General features: G+C 59.8%; 18 protein-coding genes. 12 read left to right on the forward strand and 6 right to left on the reverse strand.

The genetic code is table 11. The features are described 5' to 3' along the window. Positions 1 to 262 precede the first annotated feature (262 nt). The 12 genes from chvI to trxA all read left to right on the forward strand — a co-directional run bounded on the left by chvI (position 263) and on the right by trxA (position 17,814). Positions 263 to 988, forward strand: coding sequence for a two-component system response regulator ChvI (gene chvI, locus ACQZ40_RS03135; RefSeq protein WP_003505377.1), 726 nt, complete (start codon positions 263 to 265; stop codon positions 986 to 988). Between the two features lie 58 nt (positions 989 to 1,046). Beyond that, positions 1,047 to 2,837 (forward strand): two-component system sensor histidine kinase ChvG, encoded by a 1,791-nt coding sequence (gene chvG, locus ACQZ40_RS03140; RefSeq protein ID WP_078052255.1) that lies wholly within the window; start codon positions 1,047 to 1,049, stop codon positions 2,835 to 2,837. Then, positions 2,827 to 3,291 (forward strand): HPr kinase/phosphorylase, encoded by a 465-nt coding sequence (locus ACQZ40_RS03145; protein ID WP_065656804.1) that lies wholly within the window; start codon positions 2,827 to 2,829, stop codon positions 3,289 to 3,291. Before chvG ends, ACQZ40_RS03145 begins: the two co-directional genes overlap by 11 nt. Before the next feature lie 125 nt (positions 3,292 to 3,416). Beyond that, positions 3,417 to 3,818 carry a PTS sugar transporter subunit IIA gene (locus ACQZ40_RS03150; RefSeq protein ID WP_003505374.1) on the forward strand — a complete coding sequence of 134 codons (402 nt, stop codon included), beginning with the start codon at positions 3,417 to 3,419 and terminating at the stop codon, positions 3,816 to 3,818. An 11-nt stretch (positions 3,819 to 3,829) separates the two neighbouring features. Continuing rightward, a complete protein-coding gene (locus tag ACQZ40_RS03155) occupies positions 3,830 to 4,105 on the forward strand; it encodes an HPr family phosphocarrier protein (protein ID WP_003521181.1) in 276 nt (91 codons plus the stop codon). 128 nt (positions 4,106 to 4,233) lie between these two features. After that, complete coding sequence (gene ahcY, locus ACQZ40_RS03160) at positions 4,234 to 5,634, forward strand: adenosylhomocysteinase (protein WP_078052256.1); 1,401 nt, start codon at positions 4,234 to 4,236, stop codon at positions 5,632 to 5,634. 208 nt (positions 5,635 to 5,842) lie between these two features. Continuing rightward, positions 5,843 to 8,425, forward strand: coding sequence for an ATP-binding protein (locus ACQZ40_RS03165; protein WP_448747385.1), 2,583 nt, complete (start codon positions 5,843 to 5,845; stop codon positions 8,423 to 8,425). After that, complete coding sequence (gene tsaE, locus ACQZ40_RS03170) at positions 8,422 to 9,933, forward strand: tRNA (adenosine(37)-N6)-threonylcarbamoyltransferase complex ATPase subunit type 1 TsaE (RefSeq protein WP_448747386.1); 1,512 nt, start codon at positions 8,422 to 8,424, stop codon at positions 9,931 to 9,933. Before ACQZ40_RS03165 ends, tsaE begins: the two co-directional genes overlap by 4 nt. A 16-nt stretch (positions 9,934 to 9,949) precedes the next feature. Beyond that, positions 9,950 to 10,687 (forward strand): nucleotidyltransferase family protein, encoded by a 738-nt coding sequence (locus ACQZ40_RS03175; protein WP_448747387.1) that lies wholly within the window; start codon positions 9,950 to 9,952, stop codon positions 10,685 to 10,687. After that, positions 10,684 to 13,869, forward strand: a complete 3,186-nt coding sequence (gene addB, locus ACQZ40_RS03180) for a double-strand break repair protein AddB (protein WP_448747388.1) — start codon at positions 10,684 to 10,686, stop codon at positions 13,867 to 13,869. Before ACQZ40_RS03175 ends, addB begins: the two co-directional genes overlap by 4 nt. Beyond that, a complete protein-coding gene (addA, locus tag ACQZ40_RS03185; RefSeq protein WP_448747389.1) occupies positions 13,859 to 17,416 on the forward strand; it encodes a double-strand break repair helicase AddA in 3,558 nt (1,185 codons plus the stop codon). Before addB ends, addA begins: the two co-directional genes overlap by 11 nt. Positions 17,417 to 17,493: 77 nt before the next feature. Beyond that, entirely contained in the window at positions 17,494 to 17,814 is a 321-nt protein-coding gene (trxA, locus tag ACQZ40_RS03190) for a thioredoxin (RefSeq protein ID WP_003505361.1), read from the forward strand. Between the two features lie 47 nt (positions 17,815 to 17,861). On the opposite strand, the gene ACQZ40_RS03195 is transcribed toward trxA, so the two are convergent. From ACQZ40_RS03195 to ACQZ40_RS03220, 6 genes are all read right to left on the reverse strand, one after another. Next, a complete protein-coding gene (locus tag ACQZ40_RS03195) occupies positions 17,862 to 19,241 on the reverse strand; it encodes a bifunctional folylpolyglutamate synthase/dihydrofolate synthase (RefSeq protein WP_174057570.1) in 1,380 nt (459 codons plus the stop codon). An 86-nt stretch (positions 19,242 to 19,327) separates the two neighbouring features. Next, positions 19,328 to 20,224, reverse strand: coding sequence for an acetyl-CoA carboxylase, carboxyltransferase subunit beta (accD, locus tag ACQZ40_RS03200; protein WP_065656809.1), 897 nt, complete (start codon positions 20,222 to 20,224; stop codon positions 19,328 to 19,330). A 27-nt stretch (positions 20,225 to 20,251) separates the two neighbouring features. Then, positions 20,252 to 21,091 carry a tryptophan synthase subunit alpha gene (gene trpA / locus ACQZ40_RS03205; protein WP_065657024.1) on the reverse strand — a complete coding sequence of 280 codons (840 nt, stop codon included), beginning with the start codon at positions 21,089 to 21,091 and terminating at the stop codon, positions 20,252 to 20,254. A gap of 4 nt (positions 21,092 to 21,095) precedes the next feature. Then, complete coding sequence (trpB, locus tag ACQZ40_RS03210) at positions 21,096 to 22,316, reverse strand: tryptophan synthase subunit beta (RefSeq protein WP_065656810.1); 1,221 nt, start codon at positions 22,314 to 22,316, stop codon at positions 21,096 to 21,098. A 1-nt stretch (position 22,317) separates the two neighbouring features. Then, entirely contained in the window at positions 22,318 to 22,980 is a 663-nt protein-coding gene (locus ACQZ40_RS03215; protein WP_448747390.1) for a phosphoribosylanthranilate isomerase, read from the reverse strand. A gap of 102 nt (positions 22,981 to 23,082) precedes the next feature. After that, positions 23,083 to 23,850 (reverse strand): M48 family metallopeptidase, encoded by a 768-nt coding sequence (locus tag ACQZ40_RS03220; RefSeq protein ID WP_448747391.1) that lies wholly within the window; start codon positions 23,848 to 23,850, stop codon positions 23,083 to 23,085. Positions 23,851 to 23,899: the final 49 nt, after the last annotated feature.

Below are 23,899 nucleotides of genomic sequence, written 5' to 3' on the forward strand. Positions count from 1 at the left end.
GCATAACTTTAAAAAACTTAGTGATTTCAATATATTAATCGATTTAAAAGATTTTATTTCTTTTTAAATCGGTTGAAGACGCATTAAAATCCAGCTGCGGCCTTTTCGCAAAATCCGCTCCCGCCTAGGCGGCGATTTCGGAGCGAGTTTTCCTTTGCCACAATTTGTTCCACCTTTATACTCAAGAGAGTGGCTCGCGGCGCGCAACCTTGGCTGGGTGAATGTCGGGAGTTACGAGAAAATGACGATGGAGACCAACTACATGCAGACGATCGCGCTTGTCGACGATGACCGGAATATTCTGACTTCGGTATCGATCGCGCTCGAAGCCGAAGGCTACCGGGTCGAAACGTATACGGACGGCGCTTCCGCGCTTGACGGGTTGATCGCCCGTCCGCCGCAGCTCGCCATTTTCGATATTAAGATGCCACGCATGGACGGCATGGAGCTTTTGCGGCGCCTTCGCCAGAAGTCGGACCTGCCGGTCATCTTCCTCACCTCCAAGGATGAAGAGATCGACGAATTGTTCGGCCTGAAGATGGGTGCGGACGACTTCATCACGAAACCCTTCTCGCAGCGCCTTCTGGTGGAACGCGTCAAGGCCATCCTGCGCCGCGCCAGCAGCCGCGAGGCGTCCGCCGCAACCGGCAGCGTGCTGAAGCCGACCGCCGATCAGCAGGCGCGCACACTGGAGCGGGGGCAGCTCGCCATGGACCAGGAACGCCACACCTGCACCTGGAAGGGTGAGCCGGTGACGCTGACGGTCACCGAATTCCTCATCCTGCATTCGCTGGCGCAGCGGCCGGGCGTGGTGAAAAGCCGCGACGCGCTGATGGATGCCGCCTATGACGAACAGGTCTATGTGGACGACCGCACCATCGACAGCCATATCAAGCGCCTTCGCAAGAAGTTCAAACTGGTCGATGGCGACTTCGATATGATTGAAACGCTTTATGGCGTAGGATATCGCTTCCGCGAAGCGGCTTGAAGAAGCCGACTCGCGCAGAAGGGACCACCCAATATGGGGGTGGTGAGGACTTGAATACGTGTTGAAGAAAACGCCGGAAACCGTCTCGGACAGCGACGATGCCGAAGAACGCGGCAGCGAACGCCGCCATCGTATCCATCCGCTGACGATCATCCGGCGCATTTTCGGCAATGCGGTGTTTTCCAGCCTCACGCGCCGCATCCTGTTCTTCAACGTCGCAGCGACGGTGGTTCTGGTCGGCGGCATTCTGTATCTCAACCAGTTCCGTGAAGGGCTGATCGATGCGCGCGTGGAAAGCCTGTTGACGCAGGGCGAGATCATCGCCGGCGCCGTCTCCGCTTCCGCCTCGGTCGATACCAATTCGATCACCATCAATCCGGAAAAGCTGCTCGAATTGCAGGCGGGGCAGAGCATCACCCCTGCCCCCAATGATGAGGACCTGAGTTTCCCCATCAATCCTGAACGGGTGGCGCCGGTGCTGCGGCGGCTGATTTCGCCGACGCGTACCCGTGCACGGCTTTTCGATGCCGACGCCAATCTGCTGCTCGATTCCCGTCATCTTTATTCGCGCGGTCAGGTGCTGCGCTTCGATCTGCCGCCGGTAACGCCGGAGACGCAGACCTGGGGCGACTGGTTCACCAGCATGTTCAACCGCATGCTGCAGCCGAGCAGCCTGCCGCAATATAAGGAAGCGCCTGGCGGCGACGGCTCGATCTATCCCGAAGTGATGAATGCGTTGACCGGTGTGCGCGGCGCGGTCGTGCGCGTCACCGAAAAGGGCGAGCTGATCGTTTCAGTCGCCGTGCCGGTGCAACGCTTCCGGGCGGTGCTCGGCGTTCTGCTGCTCTCAACGCAGGCGGGCGATATCGACAAGATCGTGCATGCCGAGCGCCTCGCCATCATGCGTGTCTTCGGCATCGCCACGCTGGTCAATATCGTGCTGTCGCTGCTCCTGTCCTCGACCATCGCCACGCCGCTGCGGCGGCTTTCCGCTGCCGCAATCCGCGTGCGCCGCGGGGCGAGAACCCGCGAGGAAATACCGGATTTCTCGGCGCGCCAGGATGAGATCGGCAATCTTTCGATTGCACTGCGTGAAATGACGACGGCGCTTTACGACCGTATCGACGCCATCGAAAGCTTCGCCGCCGATGTCAGCCATGAACTCAAGAACCCGCTGACCTCGCTGCGCAGCGCCGTGGAAACCCTGCCGCGCGCCAAGACCGAAGAGTCGAAACAGCGCCTGACCGAAATCATCTTCCACGATGTGCGCCGCCTCGACCGCCTGATCAGCGACATTTCGGATGCCTCGCGGCTCGACGCCGAACTGGCGCGCGCCGACGCCTCGCCGCTCGATCTGGATGTGCTGATGAAGGGTCTGGTGGATATATCCCGCCAGATAAGCACCAAGAAGAAAAGCGTGACGATAGACTATGTCGTCGACCGGAAAGCGGGCGCGAAAACCTCATTCGTGGTGAATGGCCACGACCTGCGTATCGGCCAGATCGTCACCAACCTCATCGAGAATGCGCGCTCCTTCGTTACCGAGGAAAGCGGTCGCATCACCGTGCGCCTTTCCCGTCACAAGGATCGCTGTATCGTGCAGGTGGAGGACAACGGGCCCGGCATTCAGGCCGAAGACATCGACCGGATTTTCGAGCGCTTCTACACCGACCGGCCGGCGAGCGAAGGGTTCGGACAGAATTCCGGCCTTGGCCTTTCGATCAGCCGCCAGATCGCCGAAGCCCATGGCGGCAGTTTGCGGGCGGAAAACGTGGTCGACAAATATGGCGTGATTTCCGGCGCGCGCTTCACCCTGTCGCTGCCGGCGGCCGAAACTCATGAACGCTGAACGCTTCAACCTGCACGCCACCGCCATCACCGTTCAAGACACCGGCATCCTTTTCGTCGGGCCGTCGGGCAGCGGCAAAAGCGAGCTTGCCTTCAGCTTCCTGACGGAGGCAGAACGCTGCGGATTGCCGGCGGCGCTGATCGCGGACGATCAGATTTTCGTGTATCGCGATGGCGACAACATCATTGCCGAGCGGCCGGAAGCAATCGCCGACCTGCTGGAATTGCGCGGTAGCGGTATTGTTTCCGTCAAAAGCATTGCGCGCGCTCCACTACATTTTGCGGTCACGACAGTCCTTTCAGGGACGAATCCAAGACTTCCCGAAGATGACGAGGTGTTTTCCCTGCCCTGCGGCGGGCACATCAGGCTTCTGCGCATTCCGCTTTCCAGTCTTACGCCCTATGGAAAATTTGCTGCACTTGCTCAGAATCTTTTTGAAACGAATGTGAAGTGACGATGATTCGGGCGATTTTAGGCTTGCGATTCCCATTTTCCTCATCAAGATGAAATCCCACCGATGGACAGGATTGCCGCGTTGCGATAGTCGGCAATGAGAGTGCGTGTGCAAGGGAGCATTTCATGATCGGACTAGTGCTTGTCACCCATGGCAAGCTGGCTGAGGAGTTTCGCCATGCGTTGGAGCATGTCGTCGGTCCCCAGAAATTGATCGAGACGGTCTGTATCGGTCCCGAAGACGACATGGATCAGCGCCGGCAGGATATCATCGACGCCGTTGCGCGCGCCAATGACGGCAATGGCGTGATCATCCTGACGGACATGTTCGGCGGCACGCCTTCCAATCTCGCGATTTCCGTCATGAATAACGGCAACGTCGAAGTCATCGCAGGGGTCAATCTTCCCATGCTGATCAAGCTTGCAGGCGTTCGCAGCGAAGATAATATGGACAAGGCCCTTCAGGATGCATCCGATGCCGGCCGCAAATATATCAACGTCGCCAGCCGCGTTTTGAGCGGCAAGTGAGAAGTTAGCCCATGTCGCCATTCTCCCGGGAACTACCGATCATCAACAAACGCGGCCTTCACGCCCGGGCTTCTGCAAAATTCGTGCAGATGGTCGAAGGTTTTGACGCGACGATCACGGTTTCCAAGGATGGCATGACCGTTGGCGGCACCTCCATCATGGGCCTGATGATGCTGGCGGCAAGCCCCGGCTGCAGCGTTTATGTCGAGGCAAGCGGCAATCAGGCGAAAGAAGCGCTGGAAGCACTGGAGGCGCTTGTCGCCGACCGCTTCGGCGAAGAAGCCTGAGCCGGAACCATATAAAGACATAAAGACTTCTTTATATCATCATTGCCAGATCGTTCGTGGCCTGCTAAACCGCTGCTACGTTTAAGAGCCGGACCGCAAGGTGCGGCGTTTCTGATCTGGAGAACTTCATGAGCCTTGAGAAGGACTACATCGTCGCCGATATCAACCTTGCCGCATTCGGCCGCAAGGAACTGGACATCGCCGAAACCGAAATGCCGGGCCTGATGTCCTGCCGCAAGGAATTCGGCGAAAGCAAGCCGCTGAAGGGCGCACGCATCACTGGCTCTCTTCACATGACGATCCAGACCGGCGTTCTGATCGAAACACTGAAGGAACTCGGCGCGGACATCCGTTGGGCGTCCTGCAACATTTTCTCGACGCAGGATCATGCAGCGGCCGCCATTGCTGCAGCCGGCATTCCGGTATTCGCCGTTAAGGGTGAAACCCTGACGGAATATTGGGAATATACCGACAAGATCTTCCAGTGGGCCGATGGCGGCCTCTCCAACATGATCCTCGACGATGGCGGCGACGCCACCATGTACATCTTGCTCGGCGCACGCGCCGAAGCCGGTGAGGATGTTCTGTCCAACCCCGGTTCGGAAGAAGAGGAAATTCTCTTCGCGCAGATCAACAAGCGCCTCAAGGCTTCGCCTGGCTGGTTCACCAAGCAGCGCGACGCACTGAAGGGCGTCACGGAAGAAACGACGACCGGCGTTCACCGTCTTTACGATCTCAGCAAGAAGGGCCTGCTGCCCTTCCCGGCGATCAACGTCAATGACAGCGTCACCAAGTCGAAGTTCGACAACAAATACGGCTGCAAGGAATCGCTGGTGGACGGCATTCGCCGCGCAACCGACGTGATGATGGCCGGCAAGGTTGCCGTGGTCTGCGGTTACGGCGATGTGGGCAAGGGTTCGGCGGCATCGCTGCAGGGCGCCGGCGCCCGCGTGAAGGTCACCGAAATCGATCCGATCTGCGCGCTTCAGGCCGCCATGGACGGTTTCGAGGTCGTTCGTCTGGAGGACGTGGTTTCCTCCGCCGATATCTTCATCACCACCACCGGCAACAAGGACGTGATCCGCATCGAGCATATGCGCGAGATGAAGGACATGGCCATCGTCGGCAATATCGGCCATTTCGACAACGAGATTCAGGTCGCATCGCTGCGTAACCTGAAGTGGACGAACATCAAGCCGCAGGTCGACATGATCGAGTTCCCGAAGGGCAACCGCATCATTCTTCTGTCCGAAGGCCGCCTGCTGAACCTCGGCAACGCCACCGGTCACCCCTCCTTCGTCATGTCGGCCTCCTTTACCAACCAGGTGCTGGGCCAGATCGAGCTCTTCACCAAACAGGGCGAATACAAGAACGAAGTTTACGTGCTTCCCAAGCACCTCGACGAGAAGGTTGCGCGCCTTCATCTTGAGAAGCTTGGTGTGCGCCTGACCGAACTTTCCGACCTTCAGGCAGATTATATCGGCATCTCGAAGGAAGGTCCGTTCAAGGCCGAACACTACAGATATTAATTTCATAGTTAATATCCACTGAAATTACACAATATCTAGATGCCGTGCGCTTGACAAAGCGCGCGGCATCTTTTTTGCGCGCTCCCTTTTCGCAGATTTATGAAGGCGGTATTGTCATCAGACTTGATTCGGACACGCCAAAGGGCGGCGGGGACGAAATGGGATGTCTTGTCGAAGATGCGGCACATAGGACGGAGACAGACCGGGGATGTCGGTTCAAAATTCGGATCTGCGCAAGCAGACAGTTCAATGCGTTGAAAACACGCAAGCGGGCGTGGCATTGAGCGCGGCTCTTGCGCGTTGCCGGCAGGTTGTAAGTGCGGTTCAGACAGGCTTTGCGAGGCTTCCTGTGCTGCTTTCGGGCACGGTTCTCGCCGGCTCGACAACCGCTGTGATGGCCCAGGACGGTCTTGTGGCAAAGACCGGCGCGCGGTTGTTCTCGTCCGGAGAAACCATCACCTATTCGCTTTTCGTCGGCATGCTTTCAGCAACGCTGTTTTCCGTCGTCTGGCTGGTGCGCCAGCGCGGTAATATCGAGGCCGAAAGCAGCGAATACCGACAGGCGCTTGCCCAGTCTCACCACAAGATCGCGAAATACGAGGCGTTGATTTCCGACAAAAGCCGCCGCATCGTCATCTGGGATGGCGCGGACAAGCGGCCCGAATTTCTGGGACAGCTGCCGGCCGAGACGGGTGTGCCGCAGGCGGATCACGATTTTCTGGCCTTTGGCCGCTGGCTGAAACCGGCATCCGCAAGCCAGCTTGAAAAATCCATCGAAAAACTCCGCAGCCATGCCCAGAGTTTCGACCTGACCATCGAGACGCAGCGCGGTGAAGTCATCGAAGTGCAGGGCCGGGTTTCCGGGGGCAATGCCTTTGCGCGTTTCATCGCGCTTAACAATCTGCGCGCCGAACTCGCTGAATTGCAGGTGGAGCGCGAGCGCCTGATCGCTTCCGTCTCGACCTTTCAGGAACTTCTCGATTCCATCGAGCAGCCCGTCTGGCAGCGCAACGGCGAAGGCGACCTCATCTGGGTCAACCACGCCTATGCCCAGGCGGTGGATGCCCGTGACACCGAACAGGCCGTTCATGAAAAACGCGAACTGCTGAACACGGTTACCCGGCAGAAGATACGCGCGGCCGCGACACCGGAATCGCCCTATCACGACCGTATTTCGACGGTGGTTTCCGGAAACCGCACCTTCTTTGACGTTGTCGACATCAAGACGGCGGGTGGGTCCGCCGGCATCGCCATCGATGCCACCGAGGCCGAGACCATCGGCGAGGAACTCAAGCGGGTTCTGAAGAGCCACGCCGAAACGCTCGATCATCTGGCAACGCCTGTCGCCATTTTCGACGGCCGGCAGCGGCTGCAATTCTACAATCAGGCTTTTGCGGCTCTCTGGGGTCTCGATCTCGTTTTCCTCGAATCCAGCCCTGACAATTCCGAGCTTCTGGACAGGCTGCGCACCGCCGGCAAATTGCCGGAGCAGCTGAACTGGAAGAACTGGAAGGAGACGGCGCTTTCCGTCTATCGTTCGCTGGACACCAAGACCGATCTCTGGCACCTGCCGAACGGCCAGACCCTGCGGGTCATCGCCACTGCCCATCCGCAGGGCGGCGCGACCTGGGTTTTCGAGAACCTGACCGAGCAGGTCGATCTGCAGATGCGCTACAACACGCTTGTAAAGGTGCAGGGCGAAACCATCGACCATCTGGCCGAAGGTGTGGCCGTGTTCGGTGCCGATGGGCGCATTCGCCTGTCCAACCCGGCATTCCGGGCGCTCTGGGGCGTGACCGCGGAACAGGCTGAGACCGGCACCCATATCCGCGCCATCGAAACCGCCTGCACGCAATCCTATGACAGGCCGGACGGCTGGCGTGCTTTCAGCCAGTTCATCACCAGCTTCGACGATGAGCGGCCGTCGCGGCAGGGCACACTGGAACTGCTTTCCGGCCTCGTGCTCGACTACGCCATCATTCCGCTGCCGGATGCGCAGACCATGCTGACCTTCGTCAACATGACCGACAGCGTGCGGGCCGAGCGGGCGCTTAAGGAAAAGAACGATGCGCTTCTGAAGGCCGACGAGCTTAAGAACGATTTCGTGCAGCATGTTTCCTACGAGCTGCGCTCACCGCTGACGAATATCATCGGCTTCACCGATCTCCTGAAAACGCCCGGCATCGGTCAATTGACGGAACGGCAGGCGGAATATCTCGACCATATTTCCACCTCGTCCTCGGTGCTCCTGACCATCGTCAACGATATTCTCGATCTCGCGACCGTCGATGCCGGCATCATGCAGCTCAATTATTCGGAAAACGATCTGAACGAATTGCTTGAAGACGTTTCGGTGCAGATCGCCGACCGGCTGCAGGAGAGCGGAATTTCGCTCGAGATCGTTGCACCCGCCCATCTCGGCAGTCTGGTGGCCGATCATCAGCGGCTGAAGCAGATTCTCATCAAGCTCCTGACCAATGCTATCAATTTCGCACCCGAAGGTTCCTCCGTGCAGCTTTCCTGCCAGCGCAGCGAAGGCGACTTCGTGTTCTCGGTCGCGGATAAGGGTCCGGGCATTCCTGAGGACATGCTGAAGAGCGTGTTCGACCGCTTCGCGACGCGCGGCAATGGCGGGCGGCGAACCGGTGCGGGGCTTGGCCTTTCCATCGTCGAAAGCTTCGTCAGCCTGCATCATGGCACGGTCAGCATCGACAGCCGCCCCGGCAACGGCACTATCGTCACCTGCCGCATTCCTTCCGGCACACGGCCGCATTCCATCGCCGCAGAATGAGCGAAGACATCTTGCCGATCACCATTCCCCTTGCGGGAGAAAAGGACACCATCAGGCTCGGTGAAGACCTCGCGCTGGCTTTGAAACCCGGCGATTGTCTGGCCCTGATCGGCGATCTCGGCGCCGGCAAATCGACGCTTGCCCGCGCCTTCATCCGGGCAATGGCGGACGAGCCGGATCTTGAAGTTCCGAGCCCCACCTTCACGATCGTCCAGACCTATGCCGCCCGTATTCCAGTCGCCCATCTCGATCTCTACCGGCTTTCGGATGTTTCGGAACTGGACGAACTCGGCATCGATGAGATGCTGGAGGATGGCATCTGCCTGATCGAATGGCCGGATATGGCCGCCGAGATCCTGCCGCCGGAGCAGACCGTCACGCTCCGGCTGACGCATTCCGGCGAAGGGCGGCTCGCCTCCATCGAGGCTCCGGCAAAGCTGAAAGCACGACTTGAACGGGTTTTCGCCATCCGCGCGTTTCTCGCAAAAAATGGCAGGGGCGACGCGGCCCGGCGTTTTCTCAGCGGTGACGCCTCAACACGCGCCTATGAGACCGTTTTCACTGACGGCCCGGACCTTATCCTTATGGATTGGCGACGTCCCCTCAAGGGTGCAATCATTGCGGACGGCAAGACCTACGCGGAAATCGCCCATCTTGCCCAGGACGCCCGCTCCTTCGTTGCGATCGGCAACTATCTTCGAAACAACGGCCTTTGCGCCCCTGAGATTCTGGCGGCAGATATCGATCAGGGTATTCTATTGCTGGAGGATCTGGGGCGGGATGGCGTACTTGCGCCTGACGGAACGCCTATCGAGGACCGCTATCTGCAAAGCGTCGCCTGCCTTGCCGCACTCCATCAGGCCCCGCGACCTGGCCTGCTGCCGGTGGGTGACGGCAGCGCCTATGAGGTTCCCCCGTTCGACCGACAGGCGATGAAAATTGAAGTATCGTTGCTGGTGGAGTGGTATCTGCCCTACAAACGCGGCACACAGCTCTCCGATGGCGAGAAGTACGACTATTACGCCCTGTGGGACAGGCTGATCGACGCGCTCGCTGGCTGCGAAACCGGCCTTCTGCTGCGCGATTTCCATTCGCCAAATATTCTGTGGCAGGCGCAGAATAACGGCATCCGGCAGGTCGGCCTGATCGATTATCAGGACGCGATGATCGGCCCGAGCGCTTACGATCTTGCGTCCATCGTGCAGGACGCCCGTGTCACTATCTCACCCGAATTGCAGGCGCGCCTGCTTTCGCACTATCTCGACAGCAGGAGAAGCGCGCCCTCTTTCGATGAGGCTCTTTTCCTCAAGGCTTTCGCCATCATGTCGGCGCAACGCAACTGCAAGCTCGCCGGTATCTGGGTGAGGCTGTTGGAACGGGACGGAAAACCCGGTTATATGAAACATATGCCGAGGACGTTCCGCTATCTCAGTGCAGCGCTTTCGCATCCGGAACTCGCACCGCTCAAAGACTGGTGCCTGCGCACGGGCATGGAATTCGACGACTGAAAGACGGTTGACCACGATGACGATTAAGAATGCGATGGTGCTGGCCGCCGGGCTTGGCACACGGATGCGCCCGATCACGGATACGATCCCGAAGCCGCTCGTCCAGATCGCGGGCAAGCCGATGATCGATTATGCGCTCGACGCCCTTGTCGAAGCCGGTGCGGAAACCATTGTCGTCAATGTGCACCACCATGCGGAACAGATGGTCGCCCATCTTGAGCACCGCACCGACGCCGAAATCCTGATTTCCGACGAGCGATCGCAACTGATGAATTCCGGCGGCGGTCTCGCCAAGGGCCTGAAGCTTCTGGAACCCGGCCCGGTCTTTGTCATGAATGCCGATCTCTTCTGGATTGGCGAGCAGCTGAATGCGGTCAGCAACCTGCGCAAGCTTGCGCAATTCTTCGACCCGACCCGAATGGACATGGCGCTGCTCTGCGTCGACATGGACCGCACCACCGGGCACAATGGCAAGCGGGATTTCAACCTCTCCACCGATGGGAAACTGACGCGGTATCGCGATGGCGATCCGAACCCCGTGGTTTATGCCGGAGCCATCGCCATGGATTCGCGACTGCTGGACGATGCGCCGGCGGATGCCTTCAACCTCAATATCTATTTCGACCGCGCCATTGAAAGAGACCGGCTTTTCGGGCTTTCTCTGGACGGCCACTGGATCACCGTCGGAACGCCGGATGCGATAGAAGATGCTGAAAGCATCATCCGCCAATTCAGGGAAAAACGCTCTGCATGACGCTCACCCACCACGCAAAGCGCGTTCTGACGATCGCTGCGGGAACGCCGTTCCTCAAGACGCTCGCGGAAACGCTGTGTGACGGGACACTGACAGCCGGCTATAAATACGATCCGGCCGATCCGCTGTCGCTTGCCAAGGTGACGATCTACGTGCCGACGCGGCGCTCCGCCCGTGTGCTGCGCTCCGAATTCGTCGATCTTCTGGGCGGCCGGTCCGCCATTCTGCCGCTGATCCGGCCGCTCGGCGAAACGGATGACGACAGCGGCTTTTTCGAGATCGAAAATCCTGAAATCATGGATCTGGCGCCGCCGATTTCCGGCACCGGCCGGCTGATCGAACTGGCGCGTCTCATTCTCGCCTGGCGCAACAGCCTGCCGGACGCCATCCGGGCAATTCACTCGGATTCGCCGCTTGTCGCCCCCGCCAGCCCCGCAGACGCCATATGGCTGGCGCGTGCGCTTGGCGAGGTGATCGATGCAATGGATACGGAAGAAAAGGACTGGGAAGCGCTTCAGCATCTCGATACTGGCGATCACGCCCAATGGTGGCAGCTGACGGCGGATTTCCTGCGGATAGCCAGCGTCTTCTGGCCGGCGCGGCTTGCCGAACTCAACCGTTCCTCGGCCGGTCGGCATCGCAACGCCATCTTGCGGGCGGAAGCGAACCGGCTTGCCAATTTGCCGGATACGGGACCGATTATCGTCGCCGGGTCGACGGGTTCCATTCCTGCCGCAGCCGATCTCATCGCCGCCGTTGCGGCCCTGCCCCAGGGCACCGTCGTACTTCCGGGCCTAGATCTTGCCATGCCGGAGGAGCAATGGGAGGCAATCGCCGAGGACCCTACCGATCCTTCGAGCCGCACCCACTCGCAATATGGGCTTTATATGCTATTGCAGAAGCTCGGCATCCTGCGCGACGATGTGGTTCAGATCGGCGCCATCGATAGCGATCTGGAAAAGCGAGCAGCCGTGTTTTCGGCCGCACTCGCGCCGGCCAAATCCACCAGCGGCTGGAATCGCTGGCGCGAGGACAGGCAACCCGGCTTTTTCGACGACGCCTTCGCGACGGCCACGCTGATAGAAGCCGCCAATGAGCGCGAGGAGGCAACAGCCATCGCGGTGGCTTTGCGGCTGGCGCTTGAAGCGCCCGGCGCTGGACGTCCGTCGCAGGCAGCGCTGATAACACCGGACCGCGGGCTGGCGCGGCGCGTGGCAACGGAGTTGCAGCGCTTCGGCATCGAAGCAGACGACTCGGCCGGTACGCCGCTCTCCGCCACCCCACAAGCGGGGCTGACGCAACTGGCGCTGGAAGCGATCCTGAGGCCCGGCGACCCGGTGCCGATCATTTCCCTTCTTAAACATCCGCTTAGCCGCTTCGGGCTTTCCGATGAAGCTTTCGCGAAAGCCTCCAAAGCGCTGGAGTTGATCGCGCTGCGCGGCGGCCGTGTGGAGACCGAAATCGGCAATCTGGAAGCGGTTCTGGAGGCGCAGCTTCTGGCGCAGCGCGACGACCGGCACCCACCTGCCTGGCGGCTGGCGCTGCCGGAGGCAAGCGCGGAGGCTGCGCGCGACCTGGCACAGCGGATTGTCGTTGCCACCGAGCCGCTCGGTTCCGCCTTTGTCCGCAAAGATCGATCCGGCCGCGCCTTCACCGATAAGTTGCCGCTGTCCGTTTGGGCGGAGCGGACGGGTCGCGTGATCGAAGCCATCTGCGCGGATGAAAACAGCGATCTTGCCGCGCTCTGGTCCGGTGAAGCGGGAGACAAGCTTTCCGAGCTGTTCGGCGAGCTGATGGAAAGCGGCGAAATCCTCGATGCGGATGGACCGCAATGGATCGATATTTTTGCGGCACTGGTAGCCGGTGAATCGATCAAGCCAAGATCGATGCGTCATCCGCGCATTTTCATCTTCGGCGCGCTTGAGGCACGGCTGCAAAGCGTCGATACCGTTGTCATCGGTGGTCTCAATGAAGGGCTCTGGCCGGGGCAGACGGCGAATAATCCATTCCTGTCCCGCACCATGAAGACCGCCATTGGCCTCGAACCGCCTGAACGACGTATCGGTCAGCTTGCGCATGATTTCGAGATGGCAAATGGCACCCGACAGATTTTTTACACCCGCGCGCTGAGGCAGGGCTCAACGCCCGCTGTCGCCTCACGCTGGCTGCAGCGTCTTCTCGCGTTGGGCGGCGAGGATTTTGCCGATAGACTGAGGAAGCGCGGCGAGACCTATCGCCATTGGGCGGGATTGATGGACAAAAGCATCGATCAGGAAGCGGCAAAGCGCCCTGCGCCGAAACCACCAGCCGCGTTGCAGCCGACGCGCTATTCCTTCAGCGAAGTGGGCCGCCTGCGCCGCGATCCCTATTCGATCTATGCGCGGCGCATCCTGAAGCTGGACCCGCTCGACCCCTTCAATCGCGATCCGAACGCCGCAGATCGCGGCACGCTCTATCACGCGATCATCGAGCGCTATTCCCGTGAGGGACATGTTCCCGGAACACCGGCCTCGCTTTCGGCCATGCAGCGCATTCTCGACGAATGTTTCGATGCGGAAAACCTGCCTCCTCATGTGGATGTCATCTGGCGGCCGCGTTTTGCAGCGGTAGCGCGCGCATTTATCGACTGGGAAAAAGAACGTCATCCATCCATTCGCCACAGCTTCTACGAGGCTCGCGCCGGGCAGGAAATCGTCGAGGCGGACATAAGGCTGACGGGGATCGCCGACCGCATCGACATCAAGACAAACGGTCAGGCGGATATTATCGACTACAAGACGGGGCTTGCGCCTTCCGTCAATCAGGCGCGCGCGCTGCTCGACCCGCAGCTTGCGCTGGAGGCGGCGGCACTGATGCGCGGTGCCTTCCGCGAAGCCGGTTCGCCCACACCTGAAAACCTGATCTATGTTCGCCTGCGGCCTGGCGAGCGTTTTTTTGCCGATCAGGTCAATAACGAACATTCCAGCCGAAGCGGCAAAAGACCGCCGAAATCGGCGATTGAGCTCGCGACGGAATCGATCGAACAGCTCACCAAATTCGTTCATTCCCTGCGTGACGGCGAAAACGGCTTCGCCTCCCGCCTCGTGCCGGAAGAGCAACAATCCTATGGCGGGGAATATGACCACCTCGCCCGCGTTTCGGAATGGTCGACGGCAGAACCGGGAGACGGCGATGACGATTGATCCCTTCGATGCCGGCCCCGCCGCCGACACGCCTGAAAGCTGGATCGACTGGACCAGCGCCCGGCAGCGGCTTGCCTCCGATCCCGCAAGCTCTGCCTGGGTGTCGGCCAATGCCGGCTCCGGCAAGACCCATGTTCTGACCCAACGCGTCATTCGCCTGCTACTGGCCGGATGTAGACCTTCGGCGATTTTGTGCCTTACCTATACAAAGGCCGCGGCGTCGGAAATGTCCAGCCGCGTATTCGACCGTCTGGCGGAATGGGCTACTTTGCCGGATTCCGACCTCAAGGACCGCATCGCCGCCATCGAAGGCAAGGCGCCGGATCGCATCAAGCTTGCCGAAGCGCGCAGGCTGTTTGCCAAGGCGCTGGAAACGCCGGGCGGGTTGAAAATCCAGACGATCCACGCCTTCTGCGAGGCGTTGCTGCATCAGTTCCCGCTGGAAGCCAATGTCGCCGGCCATTTCTCCGTTCTTGACGACCGCGCCGCAACCACGCTGCTCGCCGAAGCACGCCGTTCGCTTCTAACGGCGGTTTCGACGGAGCGGGACGCGGAGCTGGCGCAATCGCTCGCTTATGTGCTCGATCTCGCCGACGAAAGCGGACTGGAATCGCTGCTTTCCGCCATCATCGCCAATCGCAGCGCCCTTCGCGCCTTTCTTCTGGACGCCAAACAGTCGGGCGGCATCGATGCGCGGTTGCGGCAGGCGATGCAGATCGCAGACGGGGAAACCGAAGAAACCGCGGCAGCCGCCTTCTGGCCTCTGCCCGGCCTCTCAGGCCTTGCGCTCGATACGTATCTCGCCCTTGCCGACGAGGTGGGTGGATCACGCGTCATCGATGTCGCTTATGCGCTCAGGGAGGCAAAACGACAGTCGGACCCCGTGCGGCGGATGGAATTCATCGAAGCGGCACTGCTGACAGCCAAGGGCGAAAAGAAATCGGATGCCTATGTCATCAACAAGGGCATGCAGAAATCCGCCCCCGAACTTCTCGATGCGCTGACGCTGGCGCGGGACCATGTCGTTTCCTGCCGCAACCGATATCGTCTGGTGCGGATGCTGGCGGCGACAAAATGCGCCCTTGTTCTGGCCGAAAGGCTGATCGGCGATTTCGAAGACCTGAAGAAACAGCGAAGCCAGCTCGATTTCGAAGACTTGATCGAGCGCGCGGCCAACCTTCTCAACCGCGATACGGCCGGCGCCTGGGTGCACTACAAGCTGGATCAGGGCATCGACCATATTCTCGTCGATGAGGCGCAGGATACCAGCCCGGTGCAATGGTCGATCATCCAGTCGCTGGCGGCGGATTTCTTCACCGGCGAGAGCGCCCGCCTGGGGCGGCGCACGCTTTTTGCCGTGGGCGATGAAAAACAGTCGATCTATTCATTCCAGGGCGCCCGGCCGGAACGGTTTTCGCAGGAGCGCGAAGAAACCAAAAAGCGCGTCGATTCCGTCGAGCAGGCCTTTCACCGCATCCGCCTGCCACTCTCCTTCCGGTCCACGGAGGATGTTCTGGCCGCCGTCGATCAGGTGTTTTCCGACCCGAATAACGCCAGCGGCCTCAGTGCCGATAACGAACCGGTGGAACACCGATCCAACCGCGCCGGCCATCCCGGCACCGTGGAGGTGTGGGACATGGTGGCGCCGGAAACCGCCGAAGACGAAGAGGATTGGACAGCGCCCTTCGATGCGCTGCGGGAAAGCGCGCCCGCCACCATCGTCGCCCGCCGGATCGCCGCGCGCATCGCCGATATGATCGGAAGCGAGACCATCATCGAAAAGGGCGTCGAGCGCGCCGTGGAGCCAGGCGACATTCTGGTTCTCGTCAGAAAACGCCATGCCTTTGTCAATGCGCTGACGCGCGAGCTGAAACGACGCAAGAATATTCCCGTTGCCGGCGCCGACCGCCTTCGCCTGACCGACCACATTGCCGTACAGGACCTTCTGGCGCTCGGACATTTCGTTGTCCTGCCCGAAGACGATCTTTCGCTCGCCGCATTGTTGAAGAGCCCGCTTTTCAACCTGGCCGAAGATGACGTTTTCAACATCGCAGCCATGCGATCGGAAACGGAGAGCGTCTGGAAACGGCTGCAAATCCTTTCGCAGGAAGAGAATAGCCATCTTTTCACCGTTACCGCCAAGCTGGAAGGTTTCATCGCGCTTTCCAAAACGGCCACCGTGCATGATTTCTTTGCGGCGGTCCTGACGCTGCATGACGGGCGCAAAAAATTCCTCGGCCGGCTCGGCAATGAGGCGAGCGACGTTCTGGATGAGTTCCTGTCCTTTGCGCTGGATCACGAGAGGACCGGTCTGCCCGGCCTTCAGGCCTTTCTCTCCGTTCTGGAAACCGATTCACCGGAGGTGAAACGCGAGCAGGACAAGGATCGTGGCGAAGTACGTATCATGACCGTGCACGCCTCCAAGGGCCTGGAAGCGCCGGTGGTTTTTGTCGTCGATGGCGGTTCGAAGGCCTTCAATCACAGCCATGTGCCGAAACTGCGCTTCGTCGAAGCGGGTGAAGACGCCTTCCCGGTCTGGCTGCCCGGTAGCGGCTTTTCCAACCATCTCATTCGCTCGGACGAAGAACGGCTGAAGACGGCCGCCGAAGACGAATATCGACGGCTGCTTTATGTGGCGATGACGCGCGCCGCCGATCACCTCGTCGTCTGCGGTTATCGCGGCCAGAAGGAAAACCCCGAATGCTGGCATGCCATCGTCAAGGCGGCGCTTGCCAACAATGAAGACCACTGCAAGCCGCAGCTTTTCACGGCCGATGGCGAGGAATGGCAGGGGCTTGTCTGGCGTAAATCCGAGGCTCGCGCGACATCTCTTCCGCAAAGGCTGCCGGAAAAGCAGCAGGACGAAGAATATACTCTTCCGCCCGGGCTGCTTGCTCCCCTGCCTGCCCTTCCCTCCTTACCAAGGCCGCTCAGCCCCTCCGGTGCAGGCACCATCATCGATGACGGTGCGGATGATCTTGCCGTGCGTTCGCCGCTTTTTGGCGAGAAAGCCGATGTCTCTTCGCTGGCGCTACAGCGCGGCCGGCTGGTGCATCGCATGCTGCAGGCACTGCCGGATTTTGCCGAGACGGAGCGGGAAGAGGCTGCCCGCCGCTATGCGGAGCGAGCGGCCCGTTTCTGGCCTACGGCCGAACGCGAGCATTTGATCCGGGCGGTTCTGCGGGTCATCTCCGAACCGGCGGTGCAACCGGCCTTTTCCGCCAACAGCCGCGCGGAAATCTCCATCATGGGCACGATGACGATCGGCCGGCAGCACTATGCCGTCTCCGGCCGCGTCGACCGGCTGGCGGTGGATGGTGATCGCGTTATCCTGGTCGACTACAAGACGAACCGGGTTCCGCCGCGCACGGCACGCGAGATACCTTTCTCCCACACCGCGCAGCTTGCCATCTATCGCGAAATTCTTGCACCGCTCTATCCCGGCAAAGAATTCGTCTGCGCGCTGATCTATACGGAAAATGCCGCTTTTGTGCGGGTTGACGATGATGCAATGACGCAGGCTCTTGCCGCAATAAAGACAAAGTGAGATACCGGGGCATTGAAATTCCGACGCGCCCGCATCACATCGATAGCGGAAAAGTTTAGCTGAAAGGAGAGCCAGATATGGCTACCGTAAAAGTCGATGCCGCCAACTTCCAGTCCGAAGTCCTCGAATCCGCCGAACCCGTCGTGGTGGATTTCTGGGCCGAATGGTGCGGCCCGTGCAAGATGATCGCGCCGAGCCTTGAGGAAATCTCCTCCGAGCTTGCCGGCAAGGTCAAGGTCGCGAAGCTCAACATCGACGAAAACCCGGAACTGGCTGCCCAGTTCGGCGTGCGCTCCATCCCGACGCTCGCCATGTTCAAGGGCGGCGAAGTGGCCGACATCAAGGTTGGCGCTGCTCCCAAGACAGCGCTGTCCGCCTGGATTTCCGGCGCCGCATAAGCAATATCAGTGGAATGAAAAAAGCCCGGCATCGCTGCCGGGCTTTTTTATTGGGGAACCGTGCCGTTGAAGGCGAGCGCGTTGCCGGCAAGATAAAGCGAGCCGCCGATCAGGATGCGCGGCGCCGGCCCTTCGGGGTCGAAGCGGCGCGACAGCTCTTCCAGAGCATGCGTGAGAGACGAGGTGGGGGCCGCCACGAGACCGGCATCGAAGGCCGCATGCGCAAGTACGACGGGATCGATCGCCGCATCCGTGCCGCCAATCGGCACGGTGAAGACATATTCGGCAATATCGGCGAAGGCCTTGAAATAGCCCACCGGATCCTTGGTATTGATCATGCCTGCAATGATGAACAGCGGGCGGGGCGTCTTTTCCTCAAAGCCGGCCATCGCTTCGGCAATGACTTCGCCCGCGCCGGGGTTATGGCCGCCATCGATCCAGATTTCCGAATCCTTCGGGGCCATTTCAGCGATTTTGCCGGTCAGGATCCGCTGCAGACGGCCGGGCCATTCCACAGAGGTCATGGCTTTTTCGATCATCCGTTCCGTCACCTCGAAACCGGCGGCCTTCACGGCGCGGATCGCGGCAGCAGCATTGGCAAGCTGATGGCGGCCGGGAAGACGCGGCAGCGGCGCATCGGCGAGGCCGAACTCATCCTGATAGACCATGCGGCCGAATTCTTCATGGGCGGAAAAATCCTGCCCATAAACCGAGACCGGGCAACCAAGCCGCTCCGCCGTGGCGACGAGCGTTTCGAGCGCCGCATCATATTCCTGATGACCGATGACGACGGGCGAACCCTTTTTCATGATTCCCGCCTTTTCCGCCGCGATCAACTCAACGCGGTCACCAAGATAAGCCTCGTGATCGAGCGAAATCGGCATGATGATAGAGACAGCGGGGTTGTTGATCACATTGGTCGCATCGAAACGCCCACCAAGACCCACCTCGACGATAGCTGCGTCAGCCGGATGTTCTGAAAAAAGAAGGAACATGACCGCAGTCAGAATCTCGAAGACGGTAATCTTTTGGCCTTCGTTGGCAACTTCAATACGGCGCAGAGCATCCGCGAAGACAGCATCATCGACAAAGCGCCCCCTCTCGCCGGCCACACCGATGCGATAGCGTTCATGCCAATTGACGAGATGTGGCTTGGTGTGCACGTGCACGGGAAGTCCGGCTGCTTCCAGCAAGGCCCGACAAAAGGCGCTGACCGAGCCTTTGCCGTTGGTGCCGGCGACATGGATGACGGGCGGCATTCTGTTCTGGGGATTGCCGAGTTTTTCAAGAAGACGGGAAATTCTGTCGAGCGAAAGATCGAACCCCTTGGGGTGGAGCTGCATCAGCTCTTCAATGATCTTCTCGGCCTCACCGATCGCGGGCTTCGTCATGTCTTCCGTTCGCCTTTCAGGCGTTTTGCTTGCCATTTGTCCGCCGCACCAAAGATGAAATCATGCAACGTATAGCATCATCCCGAAGGCAGTTTATGCCTCCGGGCGACATATTTTTTTCCTCAGGCCGAAGCGGCCAACGGTACGACAGCATTTGCGTTGTCAGCAGGCGCTTTGGTCATGATCTTGAGCAGATTGGCCAACGTGTCGGGTATTTCGCGGCGGTCGATCACCATATCCACCATGCCGTGCTCCAGCAGATATTCCGAGGTCTGGAAGCCTTCGGGAAGCTTTTCGCGAATGGTCTGCTCGATCACGCGCTTGCCTGCGAAGCAAATCTCGGCGCCCGGCTCGGCGATATGCACATCGCCCAGCATGGCGTAGGAGGCCGTGACGCCGCCGGTCGTCGGGTTCGTCAGAACCACGATATATGGCATGCCGGCTTCTTTCAGCATGTTTACGGCAACCGTGGTACGTGGCAGCTGCATCAGCGAAAGAATGCCTTCCTGCATGCGCGCACCGCCCGAGGCCGGGAACATCACGAGCGGGCAACGCTCGGAAATGGCACGCTCGAAGGCCTTGACGATCGCTTCACCGGCGGCAATGCCGAGCGAACCGCCCATGAACTGGAATTCATGCACGACGGCGACGATCTTCAGGCCCTTCAAGTGACCGACGCCGGCAAGGATCGTGTCTTCCTGCTCGGTCTTCGTGCGGCTGTCGCGCAGGCGGTCGGTGTATTTTTTGGAATCGCGGAACTTCAAGGGGTCCTGCGCTACCTTCGGCTGCGGCAGTGCTTCATAGACACCGCCATCGAAAAGATCGGCAAGACGTGCCTTGGCCGGCATCTTCATGTGGTAACCGGAAGCCGGTATGACCCATTTGTTGTCTTCCAGATCCTTATGGAAGACCATTTCGCCCGTTTCCGGGCACTTGATCCACAGGTTCTCCGGAACCTCCGGGCGGCGGCCAAGCATGGAATTGATCCGGGGCCGTACGTAATTGGTGATCCAGTTCAACTGACTACTCCTGACTGGGCCGCGCGCTTATTCCGCAGCGGCAAGGCGCGATGCACGCACGCCCGTTGAAAGTCCTTTTACCAGCGTCGTAACGGCCGGTACGGTATCGGCGGTCGCCTGCCCGTCCCTGGTAAGGCTGCCCGCAATCTGGTTGACGATGGCCGAACCGACCACAACGCCATCCGCAACGGCACCGATCGCTTTTGCATGATCCGCCGTTTTGACACCGAAACCGACACAGACCGGCAGTTCCGTATGCGCCTTGATACGACCGACAGCACCCGAGATCAACGAGGGATCGGGAAGTGCTGAACCGGTGATACCGTTCATCGAGACGTAATAAACGAAACCTGAGGTATTTTTAAGGACGGCAGGCAGGCGCTTGCCATCCGTCGTTGGCGTCGCCAGACGGATGAAGTTGATGCCGCGCGCAAGAGCGGGGATGCAGAGTTCATCGTCCATTTCCGGCGGCAGATCGACAACGATCAGGCCATCGATGCCGGCGGCGATTGCATCGTCCAGAAATTTTTCGACGCCGTAGATATAGATCGGATTGTAATAGCCCATCATCACGATCGGCGTCGCGTCATCTCCCTTGCGGAACTCGCGAGCGAGATCGAGCGTGGTTTTCAGCGTCTGGCCGCCTTTCAGCGCGCGCTGGCCGGCCAGCTGAATGGCCGGGCCATCCGCCATCGGGTCGGAAAAGGGCATGCCGAGTTCGATGACGTCGGCACCGGCCTCCGGCAGGGCCTTCATGATACCGAGCGAGGTTTCGAAATCCGGGTCGCCGCCCATGAAATAGGTAATCAGGGCCGGGCGATTTTCAGCGCGCAGATCGGCAAAGCGCTTGTCCATACGTGCAGTCATGATCTTATACATCCATTCCAAGGAACTTGCTGACGGTGTGGACATCCTTGTCGCCGCGACCGGAGAGGTTCATCAGGATGATTTCATCCTTGCCCATCTTCGGTGCGCGCTTGATGACCTCGGCCAGGGCGTGGCTCGGCTCCAGAGCCGGAATGATGCCTTCAAGGCGGGTCAGCATCTGGAAGGCGTCCAGCGCCTCATGGTCCATGATCGGCACATATTCCACGCGGCCGATATCGTTCAGCCAGGAATGTTCAGGGCCGATGCCGGGATAATCGAGGCCGGCGGAGATGGAATGGCCTTCCTTGATCTGACCGTCCTCATCCTGCAGCAGATAGGTGCGGTTGCCATGCAGCACGCCCGGCGAACCGGCGGTGATGGAAGCGCAATGCTCATCACCCGAAAGACCCTTGCCGCCGGCTTCGACGCCGATAATGCGGACATTCTTGTCATCGAGGAAAGGATGGAAGATGCCGATGGCGTTCGAACCGCCGCCGACAGCCGCGACAACCAGATCCGGCAGGCGACCTTCCGCCTCCAGCATCTGCGCCTTGGCTTCCTCGCCGATAACGGCCTGGAAATCGCGGACCATTTCCGGATAGGGATGCGGGCCGGCGGCAGTGCCGATCAGATAATAGGTGTCCTCGACGTTGGTGACCCAGTCGCGCAGGGCCTCGTTCATGGCGTCCTTCAGGGTGCCATGGCCAGCCGTGACCGGCTTCACCTCGGCGCCAAGGAGCTTCATGCGGAACACATTCGGGGCCTGACGGGCAACATCCGTCGCGCCCATATAAACGACGCAGGGCAGACCGAAGCGTGCAGCGACGGTAGCCGAGGCAACGCCGTGCTGGCCGGCACCGGTTTCGGCGATGATACGGGTCTTGCCCATGCGCTTGGCAAGCAGGATCTGGCCGAGGCAATTGTTGATCTTGTGCGAGCCGGTGTGGTTCAGCTCTTCGCGCTTGAAATAAATCTTCGCGCCGCCAAGTTCCGCCGTCAGGCGTTCCGCAAAATAAAGCGGGCTCGGACGACCGGTATAGTGTGCGCCGAGATGCTTGAGCTCCGCCTGAAACGCGGGATCGGTCTTGGCCTTGTCCCATTCCGCCTGCAAATCCAGAATGAGCGGCATCAGCGTTTCGGCAACGAAGCGACCTCCGTAAATGCCGAAACGGCCGTCCTCATCGGGACCAGCGCGAAAAGAATTGGGTGTTGGCGCGTCGTTCACTTCAAGCTCCCTTTGGGCCTTTCGACCAATCATTCACCACATCGAAAAATGCGTCGATCATGGACAGATCCTTGACGCCCGGCGCACTTTCCACACCGGACGATAAATCTAGTCCGCTTGCCCTGGTCTCCGCCAGCGCCTCGGCTACATTGTCCTTGTTCAATCCCCCGGAAAGCATGTAATCCACACTTCCGTCAAGTGATCGCAGGATGGTCCAGTCGAAGGAGACGCCGTTGCCGCCCGGAAGCTCGGAACCGGCAGGCGCCTTGGCATCCAGCAGAAAGCGGTCGGCTATTCCAATATAAGGGTCGATTTTGGCAAGATCAGCAGCATCGCGAATGGAAATCGCCTTCATGACAGGCAGGCCATACAGCGCCTTGATGTTCAGCAGCCGTTCCAGGCTTTCATTGCCATGCAGCTGCAGAATGTCCGGTTTGACGAGATCGACGATTTCATCGAGATAATCATTGTCGGCATTGACGGTGACGGCAACCACCTTGGCGGCGCCACGAGCGCCTTCCGCCAGCCTGCCGGCAAGATCGGGCTCGATATTGCGCGGGCTTTTTTCAAAGAAAATAAAACCGACATGGGACGCACCACGCCTGACGGCGCGCTCCAGCGCTTCCGGTGTCTTCAATCCGCAAATCTTGATATCCGGTTTCATACCCGCGACCTGACATGAAATGCGACAAGAGTCGAGCCAAATCGCATCCATTCCCGATGGAATGTTTCACGTGAATCCAGATGGCGATCCGCGCCGCCGGTTTCAATCGAAATCGATGGCGTGAAGTTTGGAACCATGGCGTTTCAGCCAGCTCTTGGCTTCTTCCGTGTGCGGGCAGAGCTTTTCGCACAATGCCCAAAATTTCGGGCCGTGGTTCATTTCGCTCAGATGCGCGACCTCATGGGCGGCGAGATAGTCGATGACCTTTTCCGGGGCCATGACGATGCGCCAGGAAAAGCTCAGATTTCCATCATGGGAACAGGAGCCCCACCGGCTGCGCGTATCCTTCATGCTGATGGAGCGTACCGGCCGGCCGGCGGTGCGTGCATGAACAGCCACAAGCCGTTCCAGATCCGCCTTCGCTTCCTTCTTGAGGAAGGTCGCTATCCGCCGTCTCAGATGTTCCGGCGCGCCGCTGACCTTCAGAACGGCCATCCCATCGGCGTCTTTCGTGACATGTGTCAGCCCTCGCAGGCTGCCGGTATGGTCAATGCGGTGGGCTATGCCGCGAATATCGATGGTCGCACCCGGACGCAAACCGTCGTCGAGGCTGAATTTCACAAGCTTGCCTTCCAGCCAGCCCTGATGCCTCTCGAGAAAATCATCCACCTTGCGGTGATGCAGGCCCATGGGTATCGTCAGCTTCAGCGCCCGGCCGCCGGGTTCGATGCGCAGCGTAATGCGCGTGGCACGCGGATTTTCCCGGACCGTAATCGGCACCTGCCTGCCCGCCACTGCGACGGTGCGCTGGCTGGGCGCAACCTTCTTTGGGGCCGGCGACTTCAGGGATTTTCTGAGGAGCGAAAACATGAACTCTTCATAACCGATTCGTCCATCGCTTGGCCATGCAAATGCGCGG

Source organism: Agrobacterium sp. 16-172Ci, assembly GCF_053522725.1.

Coding starts and splice junctions, on each gene's coding strand:
- addB (WP_448747388.1), top strand. CDS start 10,684: ATGACGCTCACCCACCACGCAAAGCGCGTTCTGACGATCGCTGCGGGA.
- addA (WP_448747389.1), top strand. CDS start 13,859: ATGACGATTGATCCCTTCGATGCCGGCCCCGCCGCCGACACGCCTGAA.
- ACQZ40_RS03145 (WP_065656804.1), top strand. CDS start 2,827: ATGAACGCTGAACGCTTCAACCTGCACGCCACCGCCATCACCGTTCAA.
- ahcY (WP_078052256.1), top strand. CDS start 4,234: ATGAGCCTTGAGAAGGACTACATCGTCGCCGATATCAACCTTGCCGCA.
- ACQZ40_RS03215 (WP_448747390.1), bottom strand. CDS start 22,980: ATGAAACCGGATATCAAGATTTGCGGATTGAAGACACCGGAAGCGCTG.
- ACQZ40_RS03195 (WP_174057570.1), bottom strand. CDS start 19,241: ATGGCAAGCAAAACGCCTGAAAGGCGAACGGAAGACATGACGAAGCCC.
- ACQZ40_RS03165 (WP_448747385.1), top strand. CDS start 5,843: ATGTCGGTTCAAAATTCGGATCTGCGCAAGCAGACAGTTCAATGCGTT.
- ACQZ40_RS03150 (WP_003505374.1), top strand. CDS start 3,417: ATGATCGGACTAGTGCTTGTCACCCATGGCAAGCTGGCTGAGGAGTTT.
- ACQZ40_RS03155 (WP_003521181.1), top strand. CDS start 3,830: ATGTCGCCATTCTCCCGGGAACTACCGATCATCAACAAACGCGGCCTT.
- trxA (WP_003505361.1), top strand. CDS start 17,494: ATGGCTACCGTAAAAGTCGATGCCGCCAACTTCCAGTCCGAAGTCCTC.
- tsaE (WP_448747386.1), top strand. CDS start 8,422: ATGAGCGAAGACATCTTGCCGATCACCATTCCCCTTGCGGGAGAAAAG.
- ACQZ40_RS03175 (WP_448747387.1), top strand. CDS start 9,950: ATGACGATTAAGAATGCGATGGTGCTGGCCGCCGGGCTTGGCACACGG.
- trpA (WP_065657024.1), bottom strand. CDS start 21,091: ATGACTGCACGTATGGACAAGCGCTTTGCCGATCTGCGCGCTGAAAAT.
- ACQZ40_RS03220 (WP_448747391.1), bottom strand. CDS start 23,850: ATGTTTTCGCTCCTCAGAAAATCCCTGAAGTCGCCGGCCCCAAAGAAG.
- chvI (WP_003505377.1), top strand. CDS start 263: ATGCAGACGATCGCGCTTGTCGACGATGACCGGAATATTCTGACTTCG.